The sequence below is a fragment of the Alkalicoccobacillus porphyridii genome (assembly GCF_007293315.1).
GTDB classification, from domain to species: Bacteria; Bacillota; Bacilli; order Bacillales; family Bacillaceae_D; genus Alkalicoccobacillus; species Alkalicoccobacillus porphyridii.
In genome coordinates this window covers 72,855-95,914 of record NZ_VLXZ01000005.1, presented here as the reverse complement: position 1 = coordinate 95,914, position 23,060 = coordinate 72,855, and the positions used below count along the sequence as shown (strand labels likewise).

General features: G+C 38.1%; 16 protein-coding genes. 15 read left to right on the top strand and 1 reads right to left on the bottom strand.

All coding sequences use genetic code 11. The features are described from left to right. The first annotated feature begins 101 nt into the window (after window positions 1–101). Window positions 102–2,132: a Na+/H+ antiporter gene (locus FN960_RS09620; protein ID WP_143848501.1), complete on the top strand. Its 2,031-nt coding sequence runs from the start codon at window positions 102–104 to the stop codon at window positions 2,130–2,132. A 118-nt stretch (window positions 2,133–2,250) separates the two neighbouring features. Beyond that, entirely contained in the window at window positions 2,251–3,186 is a 936-nt protein-coding gene (locus FN960_RS09615; protein WP_143848500.1) for an NADP-dependent oxidoreductase, read from the top strand. Window positions 3,187–3,237: 51 nt separating this feature from the next. Here FN960_RS09615 and FN960_RS09610 read toward each other — a convergent pair whose 3' ends face one another. Next, window positions 3,238–4,194 carry a nucleoside recognition domain-containing protein gene (locus FN960_RS09610; protein ID WP_143848499.1) on the bottom strand — a complete coding sequence of 319 codons (957 nt, stop codon included), beginning with the start codon at window positions 4,192–4,194 and terminating at the stop codon, window positions 3,238–3,240. Window positions 4,195–4,304: 110 nt separating this feature from the next. On the opposite strand from FN960_RS09610, the gene FN960_RS09605 reads away from it, so the two are divergent. From FN960_RS09605 to FN960_RS09545, 13 genes are all read left to right on the top strand, one after another. Then, window positions 4,305–4,628, top strand: a complete 324-nt coding sequence (locus FN960_RS09605) for an antibiotic biosynthesis monooxygenase family protein (RefSeq protein WP_143848498.1) — start codon at window positions 4,305–4,307, stop codon at window positions 4,626–4,628. Between the two features lie 150 nt (window positions 4,629–4,778). Then, window positions 4,779–5,846 carry a dual-specificity RNA methyltransferase RlmN gene (gene rlmN, locus FN960_RS09600; protein ID WP_143848497.1) on the top strand — a complete coding sequence of 356 codons (1,068 nt, stop codon included), beginning with the start codon at window positions 4,779–4,781 and terminating at the stop codon, window positions 5,844–5,846. A 185-nt stretch (window positions 5,847–6,031) separates the two neighbouring features. Next, window positions 6,032–7,822 (top strand): cache domain-containing sensor histidine kinase, encoded by a 1,791-nt coding sequence (locus tag FN960_RS09595; protein WP_143848496.1) that lies wholly within the window; start codon window positions 6,032–6,034, stop codon window positions 7,820–7,822. Next, the gene (locus FN960_RS09590; protein ID WP_185970994.1) at window positions 7,819–9,342 is read left to right on the top strand and encodes a response regulator transcription factor; all 1,524 of its coding nucleotides are present in this window, start codon (window positions 7,819–7,821) and stop codon (window positions 9,340–9,342) included. The genes FN960_RS09595 and FN960_RS09590 overlap by 4 nt, the downstream gene beginning before the upstream one ends. Window positions 9,343–10,327: 985 nt before the next feature. Continuing rightward, on the top strand, window positions 10,328–11,287 hold the full coding sequence (locus tag FN960_RS09585) for an ABC transporter permease (protein WP_143848494.1): 960 nt from the start codon (window positions 10,328–10,330) through the stop codon (window positions 11,285–11,287). Window positions 11,288–11,303: 16 nt separating this feature from the next. Next, a complete protein-coding gene (locus tag FN960_RS09580; protein WP_143848493.1) occupies window positions 11,304–12,218 on the top strand; it encodes a carbohydrate ABC transporter permease in 915 nt (304 codons plus the stop codon). Between the two features lie 27 nt (window positions 12,219–12,245). Beyond that, a complete protein-coding gene (locus tag FN960_RS09575; protein WP_143848492.1) occupies window positions 12,246–13,910 on the top strand; it encodes an ABC transporter substrate-binding protein in 1,665 nt (554 codons plus the stop codon). Between the two features lie 295 nt (window positions 13,911–14,205). Beyond that, window positions 14,206–15,786, top strand: coding sequence for a GGDEF domain-containing response regulator (locus tag FN960_RS09570; RefSeq protein ID WP_185970993.1), 1,581 nt, complete (start codon window positions 14,206–14,208; stop codon window positions 15,784–15,786). 12 nt (window positions 15,787–15,798) lie between these two features. Then, window positions 15,799–16,161, top strand: coding sequence for a response regulator (locus FN960_RS09565; RefSeq protein ID WP_143848490.1), 363 nt, complete (start codon window positions 15,799–15,801; stop codon window positions 16,159–16,161). Continuing rightward, window positions 16,158–19,010, top strand: coding sequence for an ATP-binding protein (locus tag FN960_RS09560; protein WP_143848489.1), 2,853 nt, complete (start codon window positions 16,158–16,160; stop codon window positions 19,008–19,010). Before FN960_RS09565 ends, FN960_RS09560 begins: the two co-directional genes overlap by 4 nt. A 107-nt stretch (window positions 19,011–19,117) precedes the next feature. Then, window positions 19,118–20,614 (top strand): phytoene desaturase family protein, encoded by a 1,497-nt coding sequence (locus FN960_RS09555; protein ID WP_143848488.1) that lies wholly within the window; start codon window positions 19,118–19,120, stop codon window positions 20,612–20,614. Then, complete coding sequence (locus FN960_RS09550; protein WP_143848487.1) at window positions 20,611–22,080, top strand: phytoene desaturase family protein; 1,470 nt, start codon at window positions 20,611–20,613, stop codon at window positions 22,078–22,080. The genes FN960_RS09555 and FN960_RS09550 overlap by 4 nt, the downstream gene beginning before the upstream one ends. After that, on the top strand, window positions 22,077–22,910 hold the full coding sequence (locus FN960_RS09545; protein WP_143848486.1) for a phytoene/squalene synthase family protein: 834 nt from the start codon (window positions 22,077–22,079) through the stop codon (window positions 22,908–22,910). Before FN960_RS09550 ends, FN960_RS09545 begins: the two co-directional genes overlap by 4 nt. Window positions 22,911–23,060: the final 150 nt, after the last annotated feature.

Sequence of the window (23,060 nt, the reverse complement as noted above, 5' to 3'; positions counted from 1 at the left end):
GATCAGAACATGATCTGCTTTTTTTCGTTTATGATATAAAGACTTTCTCCACATACTAGGAGAGAGTAGTTGGTTTACATAGAAAGAAGGTTAGTATTTAAATGGAAGTCATGTACATTGTCCTGATCTTGTTTTTTATTATTGGGTTATCAAATGTCATTCAGCGCTTTATCCCGTTTGTACCACTTCCTCTGGTGCAAATTGTAATTGGGGTTGTTATATCTATAAGTCCATCCGGGCTTCATATTCCATTGGAGCCTGAGTTGTTTTTTGTATTGTTTATCGCACCACTCTTATTTAACGATGGAAAAGTTACACCTCGTGATGAGCTTTGGAAGCTAAGAAGACCAATTTTATTATTAGCTTTAGGTTTGGTGTTTGCAACAGTGGTTGTTGGTGGCACATTTATTCATTTCCTTATACCATCCATTCCCTTACCAGCAGCTTTTGCTCTTGCAGCTATCCTTTCTCCTACAGATGTGGTTGCGGTCGGCTCGATTGCTAGCCGAATGAAGATGCCTAAAGGAATTATGCGTCTTCTTGAAGGGGAGGGCCTGATGAATGATGCTTCAGGGCTGGTTGCCTTTAAATTTGCTGTTGCTGCTACGGTTACAGGCTTCTTTTCGATCTATCAGGCAACAGGTAGCTTTTTGTTAATCGCCATTGGGGGTTTAGTATCCGGGGCTTTGCTCGCACTTTTTATCATTTGGATAAAGGTGTTATTACGTCGATTCGGTCTAGAAGATATTACGGTTCACATGCTTATTCAAATTATGACACCATTCATTATCTATATCTTAGCTGAAGAGTTTGGTTTTTCAGGCATATTAGCAGTTGTTGCAGCTGGTGTTGTACATGCTGTTGAGCGTGAACGGTCTGAATCACGTACGTTAGAGCTTCAGAAGGTATCTGATCATACATGGTCGGTCATCTTATATGTTTTGAATGGCCTTGTTTTTGTGCTTCTTGGTTTACAGGTGCCGGATGCCAGCCGAGTAGTCATCGCCGATCCAACCTTTAAAAATGGAGAAGTGCTTGCATACATTTTTGCCATTACGCTTGTCCTACTTGTCCTTCGTTTTATATGGTTGACTTTATTCTGGAGAAAGATCAAGCCTTTAATGACATATAAAGAATCTGATTTACCTAAGTACAGAGCGATTACCACGCTAACTGTTTCTAGTGTTCGTGGCGCAGTAACGCTAGCAGGGGCATTCTCTATTCCGTATGTCATCTCGGACGGATCTCCTTTTCCTGAAAGAGATTTAATTATCTTTTTGGCTGCGGGTACGATTTTACTTACTTTACTTATAGCAAGTGTCTTTCTTCCGATTCTCTCGAAGCAAACGGCAGGCGAGGGCACCGATCAAAAGCAGCTCAACTTCGAACAAGCTGCAAATCGAACGTGGGAGGAAGGTAGAGCTTACCTACAGGAATTAAGAACATCGGATAATCGACTCGCTATTCGTAGATTATCTAAAGAGTACTCACAAGCTTCTGTTGATATTGTATATGGAGGCGGTACGAGCTGGGATTTTGCTCATAAAAGAAAAGAGCATACCGTCCGTTTAAAAGCAATGCAAACAGAGCATAAGCTTTTAACAGAAGAACTTAGAACAAATAAAGAACTAAAGAAAGCAGTTGTTGACTATCTTCAATTACGTTTGCAAATGATTGATGAAGTGCTTAGTCATAAAACATGGTTTTCATTATTTGCAATCCGTCTAAAACGTTTGGCTCAAAGAGTTTTTCCTGGTACTAAGCACAATAAATTGAATGAGGAGGATGGGGGTCAAGTCCGTGAAATTCTTGCAAGAGTATATGCTCAAATTATTACTGATCTGCATAAGGGCTTAAAATCGGAAGAGAATCACTCGGCATGTATGAATCTAATCCCTCTATATGAAAGAGTGCTACATCGGATTAGTGAATCAGATCTCGATGTGGATCCTGTTCTTGAACATCAGGTATTGGACTTGCATTATCAAGTTATGGAAGAGATGCGCCGTGTTACACAGCAATTATTCCAAGAAAACAGTACATCAAGAGAAACAACTCAAAAATTAAGAAGATACCTAAATTATGTTGAATCTGCAGTAGCTGAGAATGCACAAACACCAGCCGATCACTAAAAAGCATCACTCATTATTAACCGATTTTTACAACGGGACAATCAATAGGCTATGCTTTATTCTACTCAAATCGGGAATAGTAAAATAGCATGCTAAACGTTTAAAGGAGTGAATTACAATGAAAGCAGTTGTCATTAATCAATATGGTAGCAAGGAAGAATTGGTAGAACAAGAGGTGTCTAAACCGACTCCTGAATCAAATCAAGTGGTTGTAAAGCTTGAGGCAACCTCCATCAATCCGATTGATTGGAAGCTACGAGAAGGTTATCTAAAAGGGATGTTTGATTGGTCATTCCCAATCATTCTTGGTTGGGATGCTGCAGGCACGATATCCGAAGTTGGTTCAAATAGTTCGAAGTGGAAGGTAGGAGACCGTGTATTTACTCGTCCAGACACCACTCGTTTTGGTACGTATGCAGAGTATACGGCTGTTGATGATCATTTACTGTCGAGAATACCAGATTCTATTTCATTTGAGGAAGCTGCAGCTGTCCCATTAGCAGGTCTAACAGCATGGCAGGCATTGTTTACCCATGGGGGTCTCAAAGCAGGTGAAAAAGTACTGATTCATGCAGGTGCTGGTGGTGTTGGCGTATTTGCTATTCAACTTGCGAAAAATGCCGGTGCACATGTCATCACAACGGCAAGTGAAAAGAATCATGAGCTGTTGTATTCTTTAGGAGCAGATCAGGTCATTGATTATAAGAAAGAAGACTTTAAAGAGCTTCTATCAGATATTGATCTCGTGTTTGATACGATGGGAGGTCAGGTTGCGGAAGACAGTTTTAACGTACTTAAGTCAGAAACAGGCAGGTTGATCTCGATTGTTGGAGAGCCTGATCAAGATTTAGCAAAGTCTAAGAGTGTGATTGCTAAAGGCATCTGGTTAGAACCTAGTGGTGAGCAGTTACAGGAGTTTGCTGACCTTTTAGAGGATAAAAAGGTGAAATCCATTGTAGGATCAACCTTCCCATTTAGTAGAAAAGGAATCTATGATGCACATGCTTTGAGTGAAACGCATCATGCTGTCGGAAAGATTGTCATTACTTTTTAATACAAAAAAGAGGGTGGAGCGATGTTTGTTAATCGCTCCACCCTTTATTTATTAATGTGCGTAGGTTTCTTCTGTTTGTTTGCTTTGTTTCTTATCATATTGATTCCAAATTCGTGAGATGGCTATTGTTAGCAATAATGCCGTGACCACTCTTATTAGGAGTAAAGGCCAAACAGGTATACCTAGAACTAAAAAGACCAGTGTGTCCTCCACTACAGCATGGCATGCAACCAAAAAGATAAACACAATATATAGGTCCTTCTTTTTCACTTTGTCTTCTTTGACTGCGTCAATCATGACACCTGCACCGTAAGCTAACCCAATGGTTAACCCGGACGCTAGCGTAATGGACGTATTTTTCTCTACGCCAATTAGATTTGTTAATGGCGAAAGACTGTTTGCGATGGCTTTTAACCAATTCTTCTCTCGCATGATTTGTACGACCATCATAAGAGGGATCACTATTAAAGCAAGCTGTAAAATCCCCGTTATTCCTGCTGCAATCCCCTCCCATACAATCGCCAACCAACTCATTGTTTCAGGCGTTGGAGCAGCGGCATGTGAGCTCGAACCAAAACCATATACTGCTTGTTCTCCTCCTCCTTGCCAAACTAAGTTAATGACAAAAGCAGAAACGAGAGCTAAGCCAATTCGCACCGCAAGTATGACTGACATTCTAAGTCCAACCTTTGCTGCGACGGCGGATTCAACAAATAAATTATGTGAGAATGAGAGCATAACCGCTAGTATAAAAACCTCTTTTACCGTCAGATCCAAGCTTAAGATTGCGCCAATGCCTGCGTACAAATTTAAAGCATTACCTATGACTAACGGGATCGCTGCTTCACCTGAAAGGCCAATGACCTTCATAAGTGGAGATAAAGCGGAGGCAAGCCAATGAAGAATGGGGGTATAACCAAGAATAGTGATAAATAATGTGATTGGAAAAATGACTTTACTCAGTGTCCATGTAGTGGAGAGACCTGAGAGTAACCCTCTTTTTAGCATAAAACCATCATGTCCTTCCGTGCGTTAATCTGCCAAATTAATTATACATGTTTGCTGCGTTTAATGAAAACCTTTATAGTAAAAAGTAGAGATGAGAAAGGGTGAATTCAATGTATGTAGTAATGAACGAATTACATGTACCAAGTGAACGAAAAGCGATGCTAACAGAACGCTTCGCTAAATCGGCTGATAATATGAGCAATGTACCAGGTTGCCTAGAGTTTCTCTTTTTAAATAATGAAAAGGACGATGGAAAACAAGTAGTATTCACAAAATGGGAAACGAAGCAGGACTATGAAAACTGGCTAGAAAGTGATGCTTTCCAAAAGGCCCATCAAAGCAAGAGCAAACCAAGCTCTGAGAGTGAACGTCCGGCTGCACAGTCTAATCAATTAGAGGCTTATACAGTGGAGCACCATAGTAAGTCAAACTAATGATTGCAAGTAAACATCCAGATGCGGTTTTGTATCTGGATTTTTTGTTGTATTCTTGCTATAATAAGTGGTTGATGTTACTTGTATAAAAATGAAGACTGAAAAAATCAGTTGATAATAGAATTAAATAGTTGAAATGAGGTTTTTATTATGAATAAGCCATCCATTTATGGTTTAACGATGGATCAATTAACGGCGTGGTTATTAGAGCACGGTCACAAGAAATTCCGCGCATCACAAGTGTGGGATTGGTTGTATCGTAAGCGTGTTACAAGCTTTAACCAAATGAATAACGTGAACAAAGAATGTATTGATGTGTTAGAGGAGAACTTCTCTATCCAAACGCTGACGGAGCATGTTCGTCAAGAATCAAAAGACGGTACAATGAAGTTCTTATTCCGTTTGCAGGATGGGAACTTAATTGAAACAGTTTTAATGAGACACAAATATGGTTTATCAGTATGTGTAACGACTCAGGTTGGTTGTAATATTGGTTGTAGCTTCTGTGCAAGTGGATTATTAACAAAAAACCGTGATCTTACAAGTGGTGAAATTGTTGAGCAGATTATGAATGTTCAGCTGCACCTTGATACAAAAGGACAAGAAGAGCGGGTTAGTCATATTGTTGTAATGGGAATTGGTGAACCGTTTGATAACTTCCAAAACACGGTCGATTTTCTTGAAATAATTAAAGACCATAAAGGACTTGCCATTGGTGCACGTCACATTACTGTTTCTACAAGTGGACTTGCAAACAAAATTTATGAGTTTGCTGATCTAAAGCTTCAGGTGAACCTAGCTGTTTCGCTTCATGCGCCTAACAATGAACTTCGTACTCGTATTATGAAAATTAACAAAGCTTTTCCAATTGAAAAGCTAATGGATTCGATTGAGTATTATCTAGAAAAAACAAATCGTCGTGTGACGTATGAATATATTCTTATTAATGATGTAAATGATCATAAGGCAGCAGCACTTCAGTTAGCAGAATTAATTGGGGATAAACGCCATCTTTCTTACGTGAACCTCATCCCTTATAACCCCGTTGATGAGCACGGAGATTACCAGCGTAGTACACCGGAAGCGATCTCGGAATTCTTTGATACATTGAAGAAAAAAGGCATTAATTGTGGTGTTCGACTTGAACAAGGTGCTGACATTGATGCAGCCTGCGGTCAATTAAGAAGTAAACAAGAAAAGAAAAAAGAAAAAGTTTGAGATAATTCAAAGAAAAAGCCGCAATCCATCAAGGGTTGCGGCTTTTTTATATTCCACATAATGATGCCAATTGATATGGCGGCTCCTTTAATAATGCCAAAAAAACCATATATAAATTTATTTTATCCACTATATAAAAATACGGTATAATGTAATGAAAACGCTTTCTTTTAAGGGGGATAGTTGTGGCACATAGGGTAAAGGCAAGACTTCTTAAATGGATTAATCATTTGAAGCTTCGTGATAAACTGATGCTTACATTTATTGTTGTGGTTCTAATTCCTATATCATTAGTAGGACTGATGCTAACTCAGGAGTTAAGATCTATTGCGTTAGATGATATGAACCAACAATCACAATCTAATATAGAAAGAGTCAAGGAACGGACCTATGATTTACTAAAAATACCTACATTTATTTCAAACAGTCTTGAATTTGACAACGAGTTAGATGAACTTGTAAATACTACTTACAATACAACCTTTGAGGTCGTTAGCAGCTATTATTATTATCAAAACTTTCAATCCTATCTCTATACTCAACGAGAAATAAATTCAATACGCTTCTATATTGATAACCCTACTCTAATTAATAATTGGGAGTTTATACCTGTGAATGATGAACTGAGAGAAGAAAGCTGGTTTCAACAGGTGGAAGATGAAGTGGGATATAATCAATGGCGTTTATTATCAGATGAAACAAATAATAATCAAAAGTATCTTAGTTTAATAAAACGAATAAATTTCTTGGAGAACCAAACGTATGGGATCGTTGTGATCACTATTGAACCAAGTCAATTAAATGCAATTCTTAATCAAGAATCTCTATTAACCTTTATTACAGATGAAGAAGGACATGTTATTTCATCAAACAAAAAAGAGTTCACAGGGGAAGTGCTGAGCAATTTCATTGAACAGGCGGTGTTGGATGAATCAGGCATTCACGACGCAGCTTTTCAAGGGGAGCAAGCACAGGTCACTGTGGAGCAGCTTAATCCAATGATGAGCCAAAGTGAGCTTAATATTGTATCTGTCAGCTTAAACAGTCAAATTGTCGAACGCGCAAATCGTCTTGGCTTTACTGGTATTATGATTACACTAGTTGGTGTAACGGTTGCAGTTGTGTTAATTGCTGTTTTTTCCAAGCTTCTTTCGCAACGTTTATCTAATTTAAGCCAAAAAATTGAACGGGTTGCAGCTGGAGACCTTACAACGAAAATTACAATTGATGGAACGGATGAAATTGGACAGCTTTCACATCAGTTTAATGACATGGTTGAGAATCTTAAAGGATTGGTAGAGCAAGTGCTTGAAACTAATCGTCAAAAGAACTTAATTGAAGTTACACAAAATGAAATGAAATTTAAAATGTTAGCTAGCCAAATTAACCCTCACTTCTTATTTAATACATTAGAGTCTATTCGAATGAAAGCTCACATTGAACAGGAAAAAGAAATTGCAAATGTTGTAAAGCAATTAGGTATGATTATTCGGAAAAGCCTTGATACCGATGGGAAACCAGTTCCTCTAAGAGATGAAATAGAGCTTGTTCAAACGTATCTGGAGATTCAAAGTTTTAGATATGGGGAACGACTTCGATATCAGTTGAATGTTGCGCCTGAAACGAAACATCTACTTATACAGCCGTTAACCATTCAACCGATTGTTGAGAATGCTGTTTTTCATGGACTTGAGACTAAGGATACCGGGGGAGAAGTGATCGTTTCAGCTTACTTCCAGGAAAGTGAAGTTATTATTTCGGTTAAGGACAACGGTGTGGGGATAAGTGAAAATCGATTGAATTCGATCCAAGAAATGCTCGATGAGAAAGAGACTAATGGTCATAATCGGATTGGATTGAGGAACGTACATCAAAGATTGCAGCTAATGTATGGTTCGCAGGCAGGTCTTAAAATTACTAGTGAAGAGGGTAAGGGAACCCATATTCAATTTAGCATACCATGGGAGGGGACATGATGTATCAGGTAGTCATTGTTGATGATGAACCAATGATTCGAGAGGGGCTGCGTTCATTAATACCTTGGGAACAGTATGGGTTTAGTGTGACAGAAATAGCTAGGAACGGAAAAGAAGCATTTGAAGTTTATCAGAATGTGAAGCCTGATTTAATGATTGTTGATATACGCATGCCGGAAATGGATGGTTTAGCTTTAATAGAGTTAATTAGAAAAAGTGATCGATTCACTCATTTCATCATTTTAACAGGTCACGCCGACTTCAGTTATGCACAGAAAGCTTTATCTTCAAGGGTAGATGGATATCTATTAAAACCTTTAGATGAGGAAGAACTTATAGGTCTACTTAATCAAATACATGCAGAGATTAAGAGTCGTTTGACTGTCAATGTATTAAAGGAAAAGGAGCAACTATGGAAAAGAGAATTCTTTATCAAAGAAGCTTTGTCTGGACCCATTGAGAAGGAAAATGTGGAAGCGTTCGATGTACAATGGAGGCACTATGGCTTACAAGCAGAAATGTATCGAATAATTCTCGTAACAGTACCTGAATCAATGGAAAAGGTTCATGCTCATCTTAGTTCAGTAACAGTCAACAAAAAGGGTGCACTACCCTTTTCATTTAGTACATTTAACGGAATGATTCTTTTTAATGATGCTATACAGTCTGAAAAAGAAACAGTGGCATACATTCAATCAACAAAAGGTTATGGTGCCATCGGGAAAAAAGTGACTGACCCACAAGACCTTTATCAATCTTATGAGGAAGCGCAATATTTATTAAATCAAACCTTTCTATTTAAAGAAGGTACATGTATAACTAATGAGATGTTAGCAGAAATTCAGGAGAGTAAGACAGATTCAAGGAGTGAATTCTCAATGGATCATTACGTAAAGAATCTTTCCATAACCATCACCCTTGGTCATGTGGATTCATGTCATTCTCTGCTTAAACAATTTACCAATGAGTTAATCAGAAATAAATATGATCCAAACCAAATTAAAAAAAACATTGTTCATTTATATTCAATGGTTGTAAATCAGCTTGTATTAAATGATTCTCGCAGATTAAAAGCAATTGAGTCCACACAATTTAGTTCTAGCCACATGTACGATCTGCATCATATCCACGCATTAACAGATGCAGTGATTGAGCGGTTCACTGAATTGATTCGACTTGTTTACACAGGAGGGAAAGAGAGTACAATTCAACGAATGGTAGACCTGATTAACAAACAGTACGATCAGAACTTACGTCTCGAGACACTAGCCGAGCTACTCAATTATAATCCAGCCTATCTAGGTAAGCTTTTTCGTGAACATACAGGAGAATATTATAATACCTACCTGGATAAGGTGAGAATTGAGAATGGAAAAGCTCTTTTATTGGACGGCTATAAGGTATATGAGGTTTCAGAGAAAATCGGTTACAAGGATGTAGATTATTTTCATCGGAAGTTTAAGAAATACGAGGGTATCTCACCGAGAGCGTTTCAGAAGAAGCAAATAACCATAAAGTAATTATTCATAGCGTGGTTGGGACAGAAGTATTATAACTAATAAAAAAGCTAATCAATGTTGGAGTCTCTCCATTCATTGTTCAGCTTTTTTATTGTACAAAAGAGGATGGATGTAGCTCCCATCTTTCCGTGGGCAGCTGGAATATCAGTACAGTTTACTTGTGTAAGTACATGGAGGAATTGGAGGTTATCTAAGAATAGTTTCTTCGCTGCCTCTCTCGAAAATGGGGGCACTCACCTGAGCTCAGTTATTGAACCAATCTGGGGAAGCCATCTCATTTCAATGAACCTGTTCATCGGGGTCACTGAAAAAGAAGCTTTATATGATAGTGAATCTTATGTGAAACAAAAAAGAGCCCTCATTTCCTTAGATAGGAATGTTGGTCATTTGGCTTATCGGGAACATGAGCGGAAGGAGAAAACGTAGACTCCTACGGAACAGAACGAGGCAGACCGACATTGAAGTGGCGCACTTCCACTTCAAGGGCTGAGACCGTTCCCGTGGAAAGCGAAGTTTTCTCCTGTAGCGGTGCAAATGAGCTCATTTCTAAATGACTTTTTCAGTGGCCTCCTGTTCATCCCGCAGGTGTCGGCCCTCCATTTTCGTTCGCTTGGTGAGGAGCGGAATCAATTATTATGAGAGATTACATACCAAGAGTCTACATAACTTTCCTACACAAGAAGTTGTTTTTTTCTAAATGGGGATTTAGCTATTGAAAGTAATATTGTTCAACATCTAAAGGACAGCACGAGGCAGACCGTCATTGAAGGGGTAGTTTTGCTCTTCAATGGTTGAGGTCGTGCTGGTGGAAAGAGACCATTCTACTGTAGCGGCATTATTTATCTTTTTTTCTGTGAGATATAGTTCTATCCAGTCTCATTTTTCAATTGATTTATCACTAATTTTTATCTGATTTCTTCTCAAATTTATCATGTATTTCCTCGTGACAATCTCGTATATGATGAGAAAAGGGAGGAGAGAAAAGATGGAAACACCAAAAATGAAAACGCATTCAAAAATAGGTCTTGTTCAGAAAAAAAGTTTTTGGACGATATTTAAGCAACAAAAATACCTTTATCTTATGTCTTTACCGTTTGTTGCATGGGTTTTTGTCTTTAATTATCTTCCATTAGGTGGCTGGGTCATGGCCTTTCAAAACTATCGACCAGCACTTGGTTTTTTTGAACAAGAATGGGTAGGCTTTCAGCAATTTATTGAATTATTTCAGGATGATCGATTCTATTTAGTTCTTAGAAATACTATTGTGATGAGCCTAATGGGTTTGACTGTTGGTTTTAGTGTGCCCATTCTTTTTGCAGTCTTATTAAATGAAATACGAGTCAAAACATTTAAGCGTACAGTTCAAACGGTATCTTATCTCCCTCACTTTGTCTCATGGGTCATCGTAGCAGGTATTGTAACAAAGATGCTTTCTGTAGATGGTGGGGTAGTAAATGATGTGTTAGTTGCGGTTGGAATGATAGATCAACCGGTACAATTTATGACTAAAGGCGAATATTTTTGGGTCATTGTAACGTTAGCTGATTTGTGGAAAGAAATGGGCTGGAACTCGATTATCTTTCTTGCTGCTATGGCAGGTATAGACCCACAGCTTTATGAAGCAGCAAAAGTGGATGGGGCAAGCCGTTTCAGACAAATCTGGCATATTACGTTAACAGGAATTAGACCAACTATTTTAGTGGTATTAATTCTATCAATTGGGAATCTAATCTCAATTGGTTTTGAAAAGCAATTTTTACTTGGTAATCCAACCGTTGTAAACTTCTCGGAAGTATTAGATCTGTATGCCTTAAATTACGGAATTGGATTAGGAAGATTTTCGTATGGTACAGCCATTGGAATCTTTAATTCTTTAGTAAGTATCATGCTACTATTTTTGGCTAACGGAATATTCAAACGATTTGCGAATCAAAGTGTAATGTAGAAAGGAGGGAAAACTAATGCGAAAATTACTTCCAGGTAATCGAACAACCTTAGGTGATCGAATGTTTGACACATTTAACTATACATTCTTATTCATTGTTTTTGTAGTAACATTATATCCATTTCTAAATGTATTAGCTGTCTCTTTAAACGATTCCACAGATACCGTTCGAGGCGGCATTCACATCTGGCCGAGAGAATTTACTTTAGAAAATTACAAAACTATTTTTGAATATGATAATCTCGTTACTGGTTTAATTAATTCAATTCTACGTACAGTGATTGGAACAATATTAGGTGTTTTATCATCTGCGATGGTAGCGTTTACACTAAGTAGGTCAGATTTTCAAGGAAGAAAGTTTGTATCTATATTTATTGTCTTAACGCTTTATTTCTCGGGAGGTTTAATCCCAGGTTACATGCTAATGCGAGAATTGAATCTAATCAATACCTTCTGGGTGTATATTCTTCCAGGTATGGTTAACGCCTTTAACATTATCATTATCAGATCATTTATGGATGGTCTTCCTTTTGCACTGCAAGAGTCTGCTAAGATCGACGGAGCTAGTGACTTTACGATTTTCTGGAGAATTATCATGCCTTTATGTATGCCAGTGCTTGCGACCATAGCTTTATTTGTGGCTGTTGCTCAATGGAACTCTTGGTTTGATACGTATCTCTACAACAGCTCTAACCCAGCACTAACTACACTGCAGTATGAACTGATGAAGATCCTCCAAAATACGAATATGGGGGCATCTGATGCTAACTCATTTAGAGGTGTTGCTGGAGAAGAAGCAGCCAAGCAAGTTTCTCCTGAATCTATAAAGATGGCTATTTCAATGGTGACAATTATACCGATATTACTAGTCTATCCATTTTTACAAAAGTACTTTGTACAAGGAATGACACTTGGTGCAGTAAAAAGTTAGACAATTATATGATAAGGGGAGAGGTAAATGAACAAGCATTGGAAAAGAGGTATGTTTTTAACTTCGGTTGTTTTGGTTGCGGGTATATTGGGGTGTAGTAAAGACACAGCTAATCTAGAAGATGAAGATCCGGAAGGTGAAATCACACTCAATTATTTTAGTGCTGACATGCATTCTCAATGGGATAACATGGATAGCCCTGTGAGTCAAAAGGTCAAAGAAGAAACAGGAGTTACGATAAACGGAGAGTTTGATGTCAATGGTGGCGATCAAAAGATTTCCCTCATGGCAGCAAGTGGTGATTACCCAGATTTAATCACGCCTAAGGGTAATGCAGGAACACTTGTTGATGCAGGGGCACTTATAGATTTAACAGATTTAATAGAAGAACACGCACCAAATTTAAAGAAAATCTATGGTGACTACTTTGATCGACTAAAATGGAGCAACGAGGATGAATCTATTTATATCCTGCCAACGTCAGAAGTCGATCATACCTACTGGGAGCCTGGAACTGGATTCTTACTGCAGCATGATGTTGTTAAAGAGCTAGGTTATCCTGAAATTAGAACTGTTGATGATTTTGAGAATGCCATAAGAGAGTACAAAGAAAATAACCCAACAATTGATGGTCAACCGACAGTTGGTTTATCACTACTCGCTGATGATTGGAGAATCATGATCTCAACAACCAATCCGGCGTTTTTTGCAACGGGTGCACCTGATGATGGAGAGTTTTATATTGACCCCGATACCTATGAAGCGAAATTCCATTATCGTCGAGCTGAAGAAAAAGAATACTTCCGCTGGTTAAATCATATGAACGATGAAGGTTTGTTAGATCCAGAAAGTTTTGTTCAAAAATACGACCAATATCTTGCTAAAATTTCATCTGGACGTGTTCTTGGATTAATTGATGCGGATTGGCAAATTGGTGAAGCGCAGAGATCTTTAAGAGAAGCTGGAAAGCCGGAACGTATGCATGGCATGTATCCCGTCACACTTACAGAAGAATTTAAACATCATAATTTCCAAGATACTGGATATTTAGGTGGATGGGGAATTGGAATTACAGTTGATTGTGAAAATCCAGTTCGAGCGATTAAGTTCCTAGACTATCTTGCTTCAGAAGAAGGGCAGATCCTGCAGAACTGGGGTATTGAAGGTGAGCATTATACATTAGAAGATGGTAAGCGTGTCATTAGTGATGAACAGATGGAAGAGCGTAATAATAATGCAAATCATTCAAAACAAACAGGAATAGGTGTGCTTAGAGGCTTGGCTCCTGTCTATGGTAACGGTGTTGAAGATTCAACGGGTCAAACTTTCACAATAGCAAGTCCAGAGCAAATTAAAGATTCTTATACAGATGTAGAGAAAGAAGTACTAGATGCATATGGAGCAGAGCTGTGGAAGGACATTTATCCTCAAGAAGATGAGTTTCCTGTGAAGCCATGGGGTGCAGCATATAATATGGCTGTTCCAGCTGGCTCTAATTTAGAGTTAGTCATGCAGAGATGCTTAGATATTATGAAAAGAAAAGTTCCAGAAGCAATTCTAGCAAGTCCAGAAGATTATGATAAGGTGTGGGATGAATTTCAGGATGAACTACTTGCTGCAGGAGCAGAGGAAGCAGAACAGGAATATACAGAACTTATCAAAAATAGAATAGAGTTATGGGGAGCGGAATAAGTATATAAAGCCATGGGATATAGTTCTCCCGTGGCTTTTTTCAATTCATATGACACCACAACACCAGATAATTTATATAATGCTATTTTGCGCTTCTCCCACCTGGAAGGAGGATTTCTTAATAAAACCATAACGAGTTATACTATTTATTTTAGATAGGTATTATAAAAAATGTCCATAAAAAATTAAGTAAAATCTATGTTTTATCTTGAGTTTTTTTACTATAATAAATACATATCTATGGATATTAAATCCATTCAATAGGTCAAATGAAATGGTTAGAAAGGATTTACTTATGAAGAAATATCAAACTAAACTATTAGATAAAATTGAAGATATTTTGAAAGAGTGGGAAAGCGAGCGAGTCATTACTTATAAAGATTTGTATCGTTTTCTCCATTCAATTGCCGGGACGGGATCGTCGATTGAGCTTCCTCAATATTCTGCTGAAGCAAGGGAGCGACTTGAAGGTCTTGATTCAACTAAGCATACGTGGACTTACGACGAAGTTATTGTTTATCTTGGTGATACAGTAATCTTGAAAGGAAATAAGCAGAACCAATCATTGCAGAATCAGGATGTTTCATTGATTCTTATTATTTCTGAGCATGCTGAGTATTTAGCTCAAGTCAAAGAAAAACTCGAACCCTTTGGATTTATGGTGACAGGGGCCATTTCACTTGAAAAAGGAAATCAGTTATTTACGGATCAAAAGCCAGAATGTGTGTTACTTGACTATCCATATGAATATGAGAACGCTCCAGCAGAATTGGATGCATTGGCGCAAAAGGCAGTATCTGAGATTGTACCCGTTATGATATTAAGTGAACTAATATCCAAAGATATTCAAAATCAAGCTTATAAAAGAGGGCTAACAGATTATTTTGTCAAACCAGTTGATTATGAAGAGCTCTCGATTCGAATTACTAATCGCGTTCAATTAAGGTCTATATTTGAGAACTCAATTATGTATGATGAGTTAACCGGTGTGTTTACACGAAGGTATTTAAGACTGGAGGGCACTAGACAACTAGAACTATTCCATAGGCATGAAACAATCTTTTCACTTGTCATGATGGATATTGATTTTTTTAAAAAAGTAAACGATACATATGGACATTACATGGGAGATGCGGTTTTAAAAGGATTTGCTGACTATTTAACAAGTGTCAAACGTGAGGGAGATCTGGTCATTCGATTAGGGGGAGAAGAATTTGTGTTGCTTATGCCAAATACAGATTCAAATGATGCAGTAGTGATGGTTGAAAGAATTCGTGAAGGATTTAAGAAGGTTATTTTTCCGTATAAGGATGATCAATTTACAGTAACGTTTTCGGCAGGGATCTCGGAAGTGACAAAAGAGATTAGTAAAGTGGAAGAATTGGCAGATCAAGCAGATAAGGCATTATATGCTGCAAAAAGGACCGGACGAAACAAAACGCTTTTATATAGCCCGCTCGAGAAATATGAAGCCGAACAAATAGTGAATATATATATTGTGGATGATGACGAAATTCTAAGACATTTAGTACAGGAGCAGTTAAAACAAGTACATGTCAGCGGGTATTCATTTAACATTCAAACCTTTGCTACAGGAGAGGCATTTATTGCATCTGATTGGTATCAGCCCCGGCAGAAATTCCTTGTCATCTTGGATCGCATGATGCCTGGATTAGATGGTTTAGAGGTCTTATCAACCATCCGGAATCACTACCCTGAATTAGATATAATGGTAGTCATGCTCACAGGGCGCTCAGATGAACAGGAAGTAGTTGAAGCATTAAATGCCGGTGCAGATGATTATATTACAAAGCCTTTTCAGCCTGATGAGCTGCGAGCTCGTATCCAACGTCTACTTCAAAGAACCTTACTTTAGGAGGTACATTAAATGAAAAAAATATTAGTTGCAGATGATGAGGAAGTACTAAGGATGTTAATTACAGACACACTAGAAGATCTGGATTGTGAAGTACTGGAAGCGTCTGATGGACAAGAAGCTATAGATCTAATTCGCAAACATCACTTTGATTTGCTGGTGCTTGATTACATGATGCCAGAAAAAACAGGACTAGAAGTTATTGAGGAAGTAAGAGCGATGGAAGATAAGAAGGATGTCTTAATTTTGATGCTGACAGCAAAAAGCCAACAGGCCGATCAAGAGGAAATTATTGAAAAAGGGGCAAATTATTTTTTGGCAAAGCCGTTTAGTCCGCTAGTGTTAATGGAGCGAGTAGAGGAGATTCTACAATGAAGCTTTTTTTCAGTAAGACCTTGAATCGACAATTGCTTTCATTTATGTCAGTCATTATTTTAATTACTATGACGTTGGGAGCTGCGCTGTTGATTTATGTAAGCTCCACACAAACAAATTATGTTTCTGAACGGGAAAGGCTTGTTCAAAAACAAGAGCTTGCATTACAAATTGAAACAAATGCAAGTCAGATGCTAATTCATGCCCGAGGATACTTAGCGTTTGAGACAGACACAGAGCTAGCCGCAGTCAATCAGAAAATAGAAGTTGTTAATGAATCACTTGATCAATTTGGGATCTTAGATATAAATCAGCAGGATCAAGAGTTCAAGGAAGAGGTTGAAACGCTAGTTAATCAGGTTGAGCAATTTTTACCTATAGCAACTGAGATGATTGAGAATGGTAGTCGAGATGAGCTTAGCGAGTTGAGAGTCTCAAGTGGAGCGACCCTAGTAAATGAGCTGACAAGTTTAACGTCATCATATTTAGAAAATAGTAACGCGATGTTGGCTCAATTAAGCACTAAGTATATTGAAGAAAATAACATTGTTTTATGGATGCTTTTTGGATTTATTATTATTTTTATTGCAGCCTTATTTCTAATTGTTAGAAGAATCTTTACAAAAATCGGTAAACCACTGAGCGATTTGACAACGGCTAGTGAACAGCTAGCAGCTGGAAAGGATGTAAATCTAGTTGAAAGCCGCCGAGATGACGAGGTAGGCATATTGTCGCGAACCTTCAATGGAATGGTTCACACATTACAAGAGAAAGAAGAAGAGCTTATTGCTCAAAATGAAGAGTTAATCAGTCAGCAGGAAGAGTTAGAGACTCAACAGTATAAATTACGTTCATCACTTGAAGAAACGGAACAGGTTCGACGAGTGCTGGAGAAATACAATAATTTAAATCATTCTATTTCTGTGACATTAAATGAACAGGATTTACTTGATACGATCGTGCGCCACTTAAGTGATATTTACCCAGCAGAGCGAATGGCGTTTGTTTTACTCAAAGGCTCAAGGAAAGTGGCGATGCGAGGAATCAGTGAGACGCTAATTAAAGAGTTTTCTACATCCTTCCATGATGGCATTGGAGCACTCATTCAAGAAACAAAAAACTATCATCAAGTTCAGCGAAAATCTAATCGCTTTGAGCAAGGAATAGCTGATGAACTAATTGATGTCTTTGATTTATACGTACCGGTTTATTCTTCTACAAATGATTTGAGCGCTGTTTTTTGTGCAACACGTTTAGGGTCATGTTTTTCTGCGAAGGAAAAAGAAGAATTACATGGCGTAATGGGCCATATATCTATTGCGATTGAGAAGGTCTTACTCTATGAACAAACGGAACAGGATCGGCAAGTGAACCAAGATATAATTGATAACGTGAATGAAGGAATTCAATTTGTAAATAAAGACGGTACACTCCTGCGTTCGAATGAGTTATTCCGAAACATGATTGATATGAAGGTCGGAGAAGAATGTGGATTACATTATCAAGCTTGGAAAGAGAAATTTCTTCAAAGTGTAAAAGATTCCGACAAATTGGAGCAGTTTTTTGAAGAAGTGACATTTTCGGAAGCAACTGAAATAAGATCGCTCAAATACCAATTACTCGATGAAACAAAAATTATAGAAGTGTATGCCGAACCAGTTTTTAAATCTGGTACGAGGACGGGTACGATCTTAGTCCATCGCGATATTACAAAGGAACATGAAGTGGATAAAATGAAGTCAGAGCTTGTGAGTACGGTAAGTCATGAGCTTAGAACACCGTTATCAAGTATTCTTGGCTTCACAGAGCTCATGCTGGAACGAGAGCTTAAACCCGCAAGACAAGAAAAATATTTACAAACCATTCATAAGGAAGCAAATAGATTAACAAATCTTATTAACGATTTTCTTGATTTGCAGAGGATGGAAGCCAATGTTCAAACCTATCACAAAACTTCACTAGACTTAAAAGAGTTAGTTATTCAGGTGGTTTTAAGGTTTGAACCAAATCATCCTCAGCATCAATTTATAATCAGAGATTTGGCAAACTTCACCCTTGTATGGGCAGATTCTGATCGCATGGAGCAAGTGTTAACCAATCTTATAAGTAACGCTGTTAAATTTTCACCAGAGGGTGGAAGGATAGAGCTGGTACTAACTAATAAAGAAGACACATTGCATGTACATGTAACCGATGAAGGTCTTGGTATTCCTGAAACGGAGCTTACTAAGTTATTTACTAAATTCCATCGAATTGATAACAGTGATCGTAGAAAAATTGGTGGGACAGGCTTGGGATTACCGATTGCAAAAGAAATTATGGAAGCTCATAGTGGAAGGATCTCAGTAACGTCAATGCTTGGTGAGGGAAGTACATTTGATATCTCTATACCTTACGAAAAACAAATGTCGCTTCTGCCTATTTCTACAATACAGCCGAACGAAGTTGATCGATTCAAAGTGGCTATTATTGAAGATGATCAAAGTCTTGCTTTGCTTTTGGCGGAAGAACTAAAGCAGAGTGGTTTTGAAGTTCAGCATTTCCTTAATCCACATAATGCATTAGAACATATTAAAGAACAGCAAATGGACGCAGTGGTAGTAGACTTAATGCTTGGTGATGATATGGATGGTTGGGACTTCATTCAAGCGTTAAAACAAAGCGAAACGACAAAGAATTTGCCTGTGTTTATCTCTTCTGCTCTTAATGAAGTGAGGGATAAAGCAGAGGAATATGGAGTGAGTAAATACCTTACAAAACCCTATCCTCCACAGGAATTATCATCTATTATTAAAAATACCTTATCAAGTGATAAAAAAAATGGTCAAATAGTGATGCCTGAAGAGTAAAAAAGGTTTATGATATAGGAGAAGAGGGAATTTTTTTAGACATGCTCTTGCATGTCTTTTTTTTAAAACGGATAGATCTTTTACTATCGTAGACAAGGTGGAACGTTATGACAAAGAAAATTGCAGTAATCGGGGCGGGACCAGGTGGATTGGCAAGTGCTATGCTTCTTGCTGGAAAAGGCTATCAGGTTGACGTATATGAGAAGCAATCCTATGTGGGTGGTCGTACCTCTGCTTTTAGAAAGAATGGCTATGTCTTTGATAGAGGGCCAACTTTCTTTAGTATGCCATACATATTAGAGGAAATCTTTGATGCAGTAGGTAGGAAGCTATACGATTACATTGAACTTATTAAAGTAGATCCACTATACGAGCTACGCTTTAAAAATATAATCTTTTCTCCTTCAACTGATATTGAATCGACGTATAAACAAATTAAAACTCTTTTTCCTGGAGATGAAGAAGGGTACAAAGAATTTCTTAGAGACACAAGGCGGAAAATGGCTGCTCTTTTACCTGTTTTGCAAAACCAACATGGGTCGTTGTTAGACTATGGAAGGTGGAGAACACTCAAAGCATTGCCCGAGCTTTCACTTAATAAGTCCTTGTATCAAGTGTTAAGTTCATATTTCTCGGATGAACGGTTAAAGCTATCATTTACTTTCCAATCAAAATACTTAGGGATGTCTCCCTGGGAGTGTCCTGGGGCATTTAGTATTCTCTCCTACATGGAGCATGAATATGGAGTTTGGCATCCAATAGGTGGATTAAATCAAATTTCAGAAGCAATGGCTTCTGTTATTAAAGAGTATGGCGGACGCATTCATTTAAATAGCCCAGTAAAGCAAATACAAACAGATAATAAGGTAGTAAAGAGTTTGCTTCTTGAAACAGGAGAAATTCATGATTACGATGAACTTATTATTAATGCAGATTTTGCTTATGCAATGACGAGTTTGCTTTCAGATACACCATTGAAGCAGTATTCAAAAAAGAGACTTGAAAAGAAAAAGTATTCGTGCTCTTCATTTATGATGTACGTTGCACTTGATAAGCAATACACTCTACCTCATCACACCGTCATTTTTTCAGAGGACTATAAAAAAAATGTTGAGGAGATTACTAAAAGTAAAGTTCTTTCTGATGATCCATCTATATACATACAAAATCCTTCTGTAACCGATTCTACTTTAGCTCCAGAAGGAAAATCCGGTCTGTATATACTAGCTCCAGTGCCAAATAACTTTAGTCTATTAGATTGGGAAACTTATAAGTATGATTTTCGGGACTTGATCTATGAAATAATTGAGGCTAGAACAGACTTTAAGTCTCTAAAAGAGCACATGGTGTTTGAAGAGCTGTGGACACCGCTTGATTGGGAAAAGCAGCATCATATCTACAAGGGAGCCACGTTTAACCTTGCTCATAACCTAGGACAGATGATGTATTTTAGACCACATAACAAATTTCAAGAGCTAAAAAATTGCTGGCTAGTAGGGGGAGGTACCCACCCTGGAAGCGGGCTTCCTACAATATTAGAGTCAGCTCGTATCACATCTAATGCGTTAATGGCTGCTGACAAAAAGGGGTTGTACCAATTATGAGTACCGTAATTGTGGGCGGAGGAATTGGCGGATTAGTTACTGCGCTTTACCTGTCAAACCAAGGAGAAGAAGTGACGATCGTTGAGAAAAATGAGTCTCTTGGCGGCAGGCTAGCTATTGTAGAAAGAGATGGTTATCGAATCGATAAGGGACCAACGATTGTGTTGCTTCCTGACATGATCCAATCTATTTTTAGTGAAGCGGGATTTAGTACACATGATTTAGAATTTATTCGAATTGACCCACTTTATTCTTTAACATATTCAGATGGTACGGTCTTCACAAAGTGGAGTGATAAAGACAAGCAAATCGCCGAAATCTCTCGTGTGTTTCCAGGAGAAGAGGACGCCTATATACGCTACCTGCAAACGATGAATCAACGCTTTACTCTTGGGAAGTCTGTGTTTTTGGATCGTCACTTTTTAAAGAAGCGTGACTTTTTCAGCCCGGGCTCTTTAGCAGCTTTAATTAAACTTAAAGCCTACCAAACGGTTGAGCAACAAACGCAATCCTTCTTTAAGGACTCGAAACTGCGTGAAGCGTTTTCTCTTCAAACCCTATATATTGGAGGTTCACCTGCAGCATCACCAGCACTATATTCACTGGTTTCGTATAGTGAACATCAACATGGGATCTGGTATCTAAAAGGGGGATACGGCAGCCTTATTCCTATTTTAGAAGAGGAATTAAAAAAACGTGGGGTTAAGATTGTGTTTGGTACAAATGTAACACAAGTACTTCATACCGGAAATCGAATCAAGGCGGTTCAAGCGGAAAAGCAATTATTTACAGCTGATCGATTTATTTTAAATAGTGAAATTCCAATCGCCCAAAAGATGCTGCCCGCAAAAAAGAAGCAGCGAACAAATTATACGGCTTCTTCAGGCTGCTTATTACTGTATATGGGCCTTGATAAGGTGTATACAGAGGCTGATGTGCATCAATTCTATATGTCTAAAGATTTCCAAAGGAATATGAGAGAGATTTTTGTAGATCGGACTCTACCTGTTGACCCATCAATCTATGTGTTTCATCCTTCTATTATTGATAAGTCATTAGCTCCTGAAGGTAAGGGTGTTTTGTATGTTCTTATCCCAGTACCATCAAACTCTGATGTCAAGTGGGAGAGTATTCAAGAGTTTGTCGATGAGTGTGTAGATGTCATTTCTAAATGGCGTTTTCCTGATTTACATGATCATATAGAGTGGATGGATATATGTACACCAGAGGATGCGGAAAAAGAAGGACTATATCAAGGAGGTAGCTTTGGGTTAGCTCCTACATTAATTCAATCAGGTGTATTTAGACCACAATTTAAACCATTTGGGTACGAGAATTTATATGCTGTTGGAGCATCGATTCATCCGGGTGGTGGGATTCCCATTGTTATGCAAGGAGCAAAACTGCTTTCGGACTATTTATTAGAGGAGGCAGAACAAGTGGAAAGGAAGGTGACATCTAATTGAAGACGTTAGAAGAAGCTTACCAAGATTGTCACACCATCATCAATCGTCATTCGAAAACCTTCTCAAAAGCTTTTAGTCTGCTGCCTTCTCCTAAACGAAAAGCGGTATGGGCCATATATTCTTTTTGTCGCAGTGTAGATGATATTGTTGATGAAGGAGATGACCCGGAAAATGAAATCATAGCGTTTGAAAAAGAGTTTCTACTTTTTTTAGAAAATCATCCTAATTTGGAGAAGTCCATATGGATAGCGCTTCATGATGTCTTTCAACGATTCTCTATGAATCAAGATGCATTTTTGGATATGATTAAAGGACAAAAAATGGATTTAGTTAAAAACAGATATCAGACGATGGCAGAGGTCGAAGAATATTCCTATTATGTTGCCGGAACGGTTGGATTAATGCTATTACCAGTGCTTGCCCCTGACAATCATCTAAGATTGACTGAGGGAGGGAAGGCGCTAGGGACCGCTATGCAAATCACTAACATTCTTCGAGACGTTGGAGAAGATATCGAGCGCAATCGGATATACCTACCAATGGATCTAATGGATAAGTATCAGGTGACTGAAGAGCAAATTAGAGAGGGTAAGGTTACTAAGTCGTTTATTCTTCTCTGGGAGGAAATGGCAAGCCGTGCGGAAGAGCTCTATCAGATTGCCTTTCAATCCATAGACCATTACCCATTGGATGCCCGCCTTCCCGTCAAAGGAGCTGCGTATATGTATAGAGCAATCCTTAATTCAGTGAGAGAAAATCAATATAATGTATTCACTCAACGTTCCTATGTAACAAAGGAAGAAAAACAAAAAATTCTTGCCCAATTGTAAATAAATCGTTTTCTTCATATCGCAATGTGATTGGGATTAAGTAGAGAAAAGCTGAACAATTTAATTGTTCAGCTTTTTTGTTGTAGAAAAATGGTGGTTATTCGAGTAAGAGTTCTTCGTCACCGCTCCCATAAATAGGGGCATGCTCAC

Coding starts and splice junctions, on each gene's coding strand:
- FN960_RS09620 (WP_143848501.1), top strand. CDS start 102: ATGGAAGTCATGTACATTGTCCTGATCTTGTTTTTTATTATTGGGTTA.
- FN960_RS09615 (WP_143848500.1), top strand. CDS start 2,251: ATGAAAGCAGTTGTCATTAATCAATATGGTAGCAAGGAAGAATTGGTA.
- FN960_RS09610 (WP_143848499.1), bottom strand. CDS start 4,194: ATGCTAAAAAGAGGGTTACTCTCAGGTCTCTCCACTACATGGACACTG.
- FN960_RS09605 (WP_143848498.1), top strand. CDS start 4,305: ATGTATGTAGTAATGAACGAATTACATGTACCAAGTGAACGAAAAGCG.
- rlmN (WP_143848497.1), top strand. CDS start 4,779: ATGAATAAGCCATCCATTTATGGTTTAACGATGGATCAATTAACGGCG.
- FN960_RS09590 (WP_185970994.1), top strand. CDS start 7,819: ATGATGTATCAGGTAGTCATTGTTGATGATGAACCAATGATTCGAGAG.
- FN960_RS09585 (WP_143848494.1), top strand. CDS start 10,328: ATGGAAACACCAAAAATGAAAACGCATTCAAAAATAGGTCTTGTTCAG.
- FN960_RS09580 (WP_143848493.1), top strand. CDS start 11,304: ATGCGAAAATTACTTCCAGGTAATCGAACAACCTTAGGTGATCGAATG.
- FN960_RS09575 (WP_143848492.1), top strand. CDS start 12,246: ATGAACAAGCATTGGAAAAGAGGTATGTTTTTAACTTCGGTTGTTTTG.
- FN960_RS09570 (WP_185970993.1), top strand. CDS start 14,206: ATGAAGAAATATCAAACTAAACTATTAGATAAAATTGAAGATATTTTG.
- FN960_RS09565 (WP_143848490.1), top strand. CDS start 15,799: ATGAAAAAAATATTAGTTGCAGATGATGAGGAAGTACTAAGGATGTTA.
- FN960_RS09560 (WP_143848489.1), top strand. CDS start 16,158: ATGAAGCTTTTTTTCAGTAAGACCTTGAATCGACAATTGCTTTCATTT.
- FN960_RS09555 (WP_143848488.1), top strand. CDS start 19,118: ATGACAAAGAAAATTGCAGTAATCGGGGCGGGACCAGGTGGATTGGCA.
- FN960_RS09550 (WP_143848487.1), top strand. CDS start 20,611: ATGAGTACCGTAATTGTGGGCGGAGGAATTGGCGGATTAGTTACTGCG.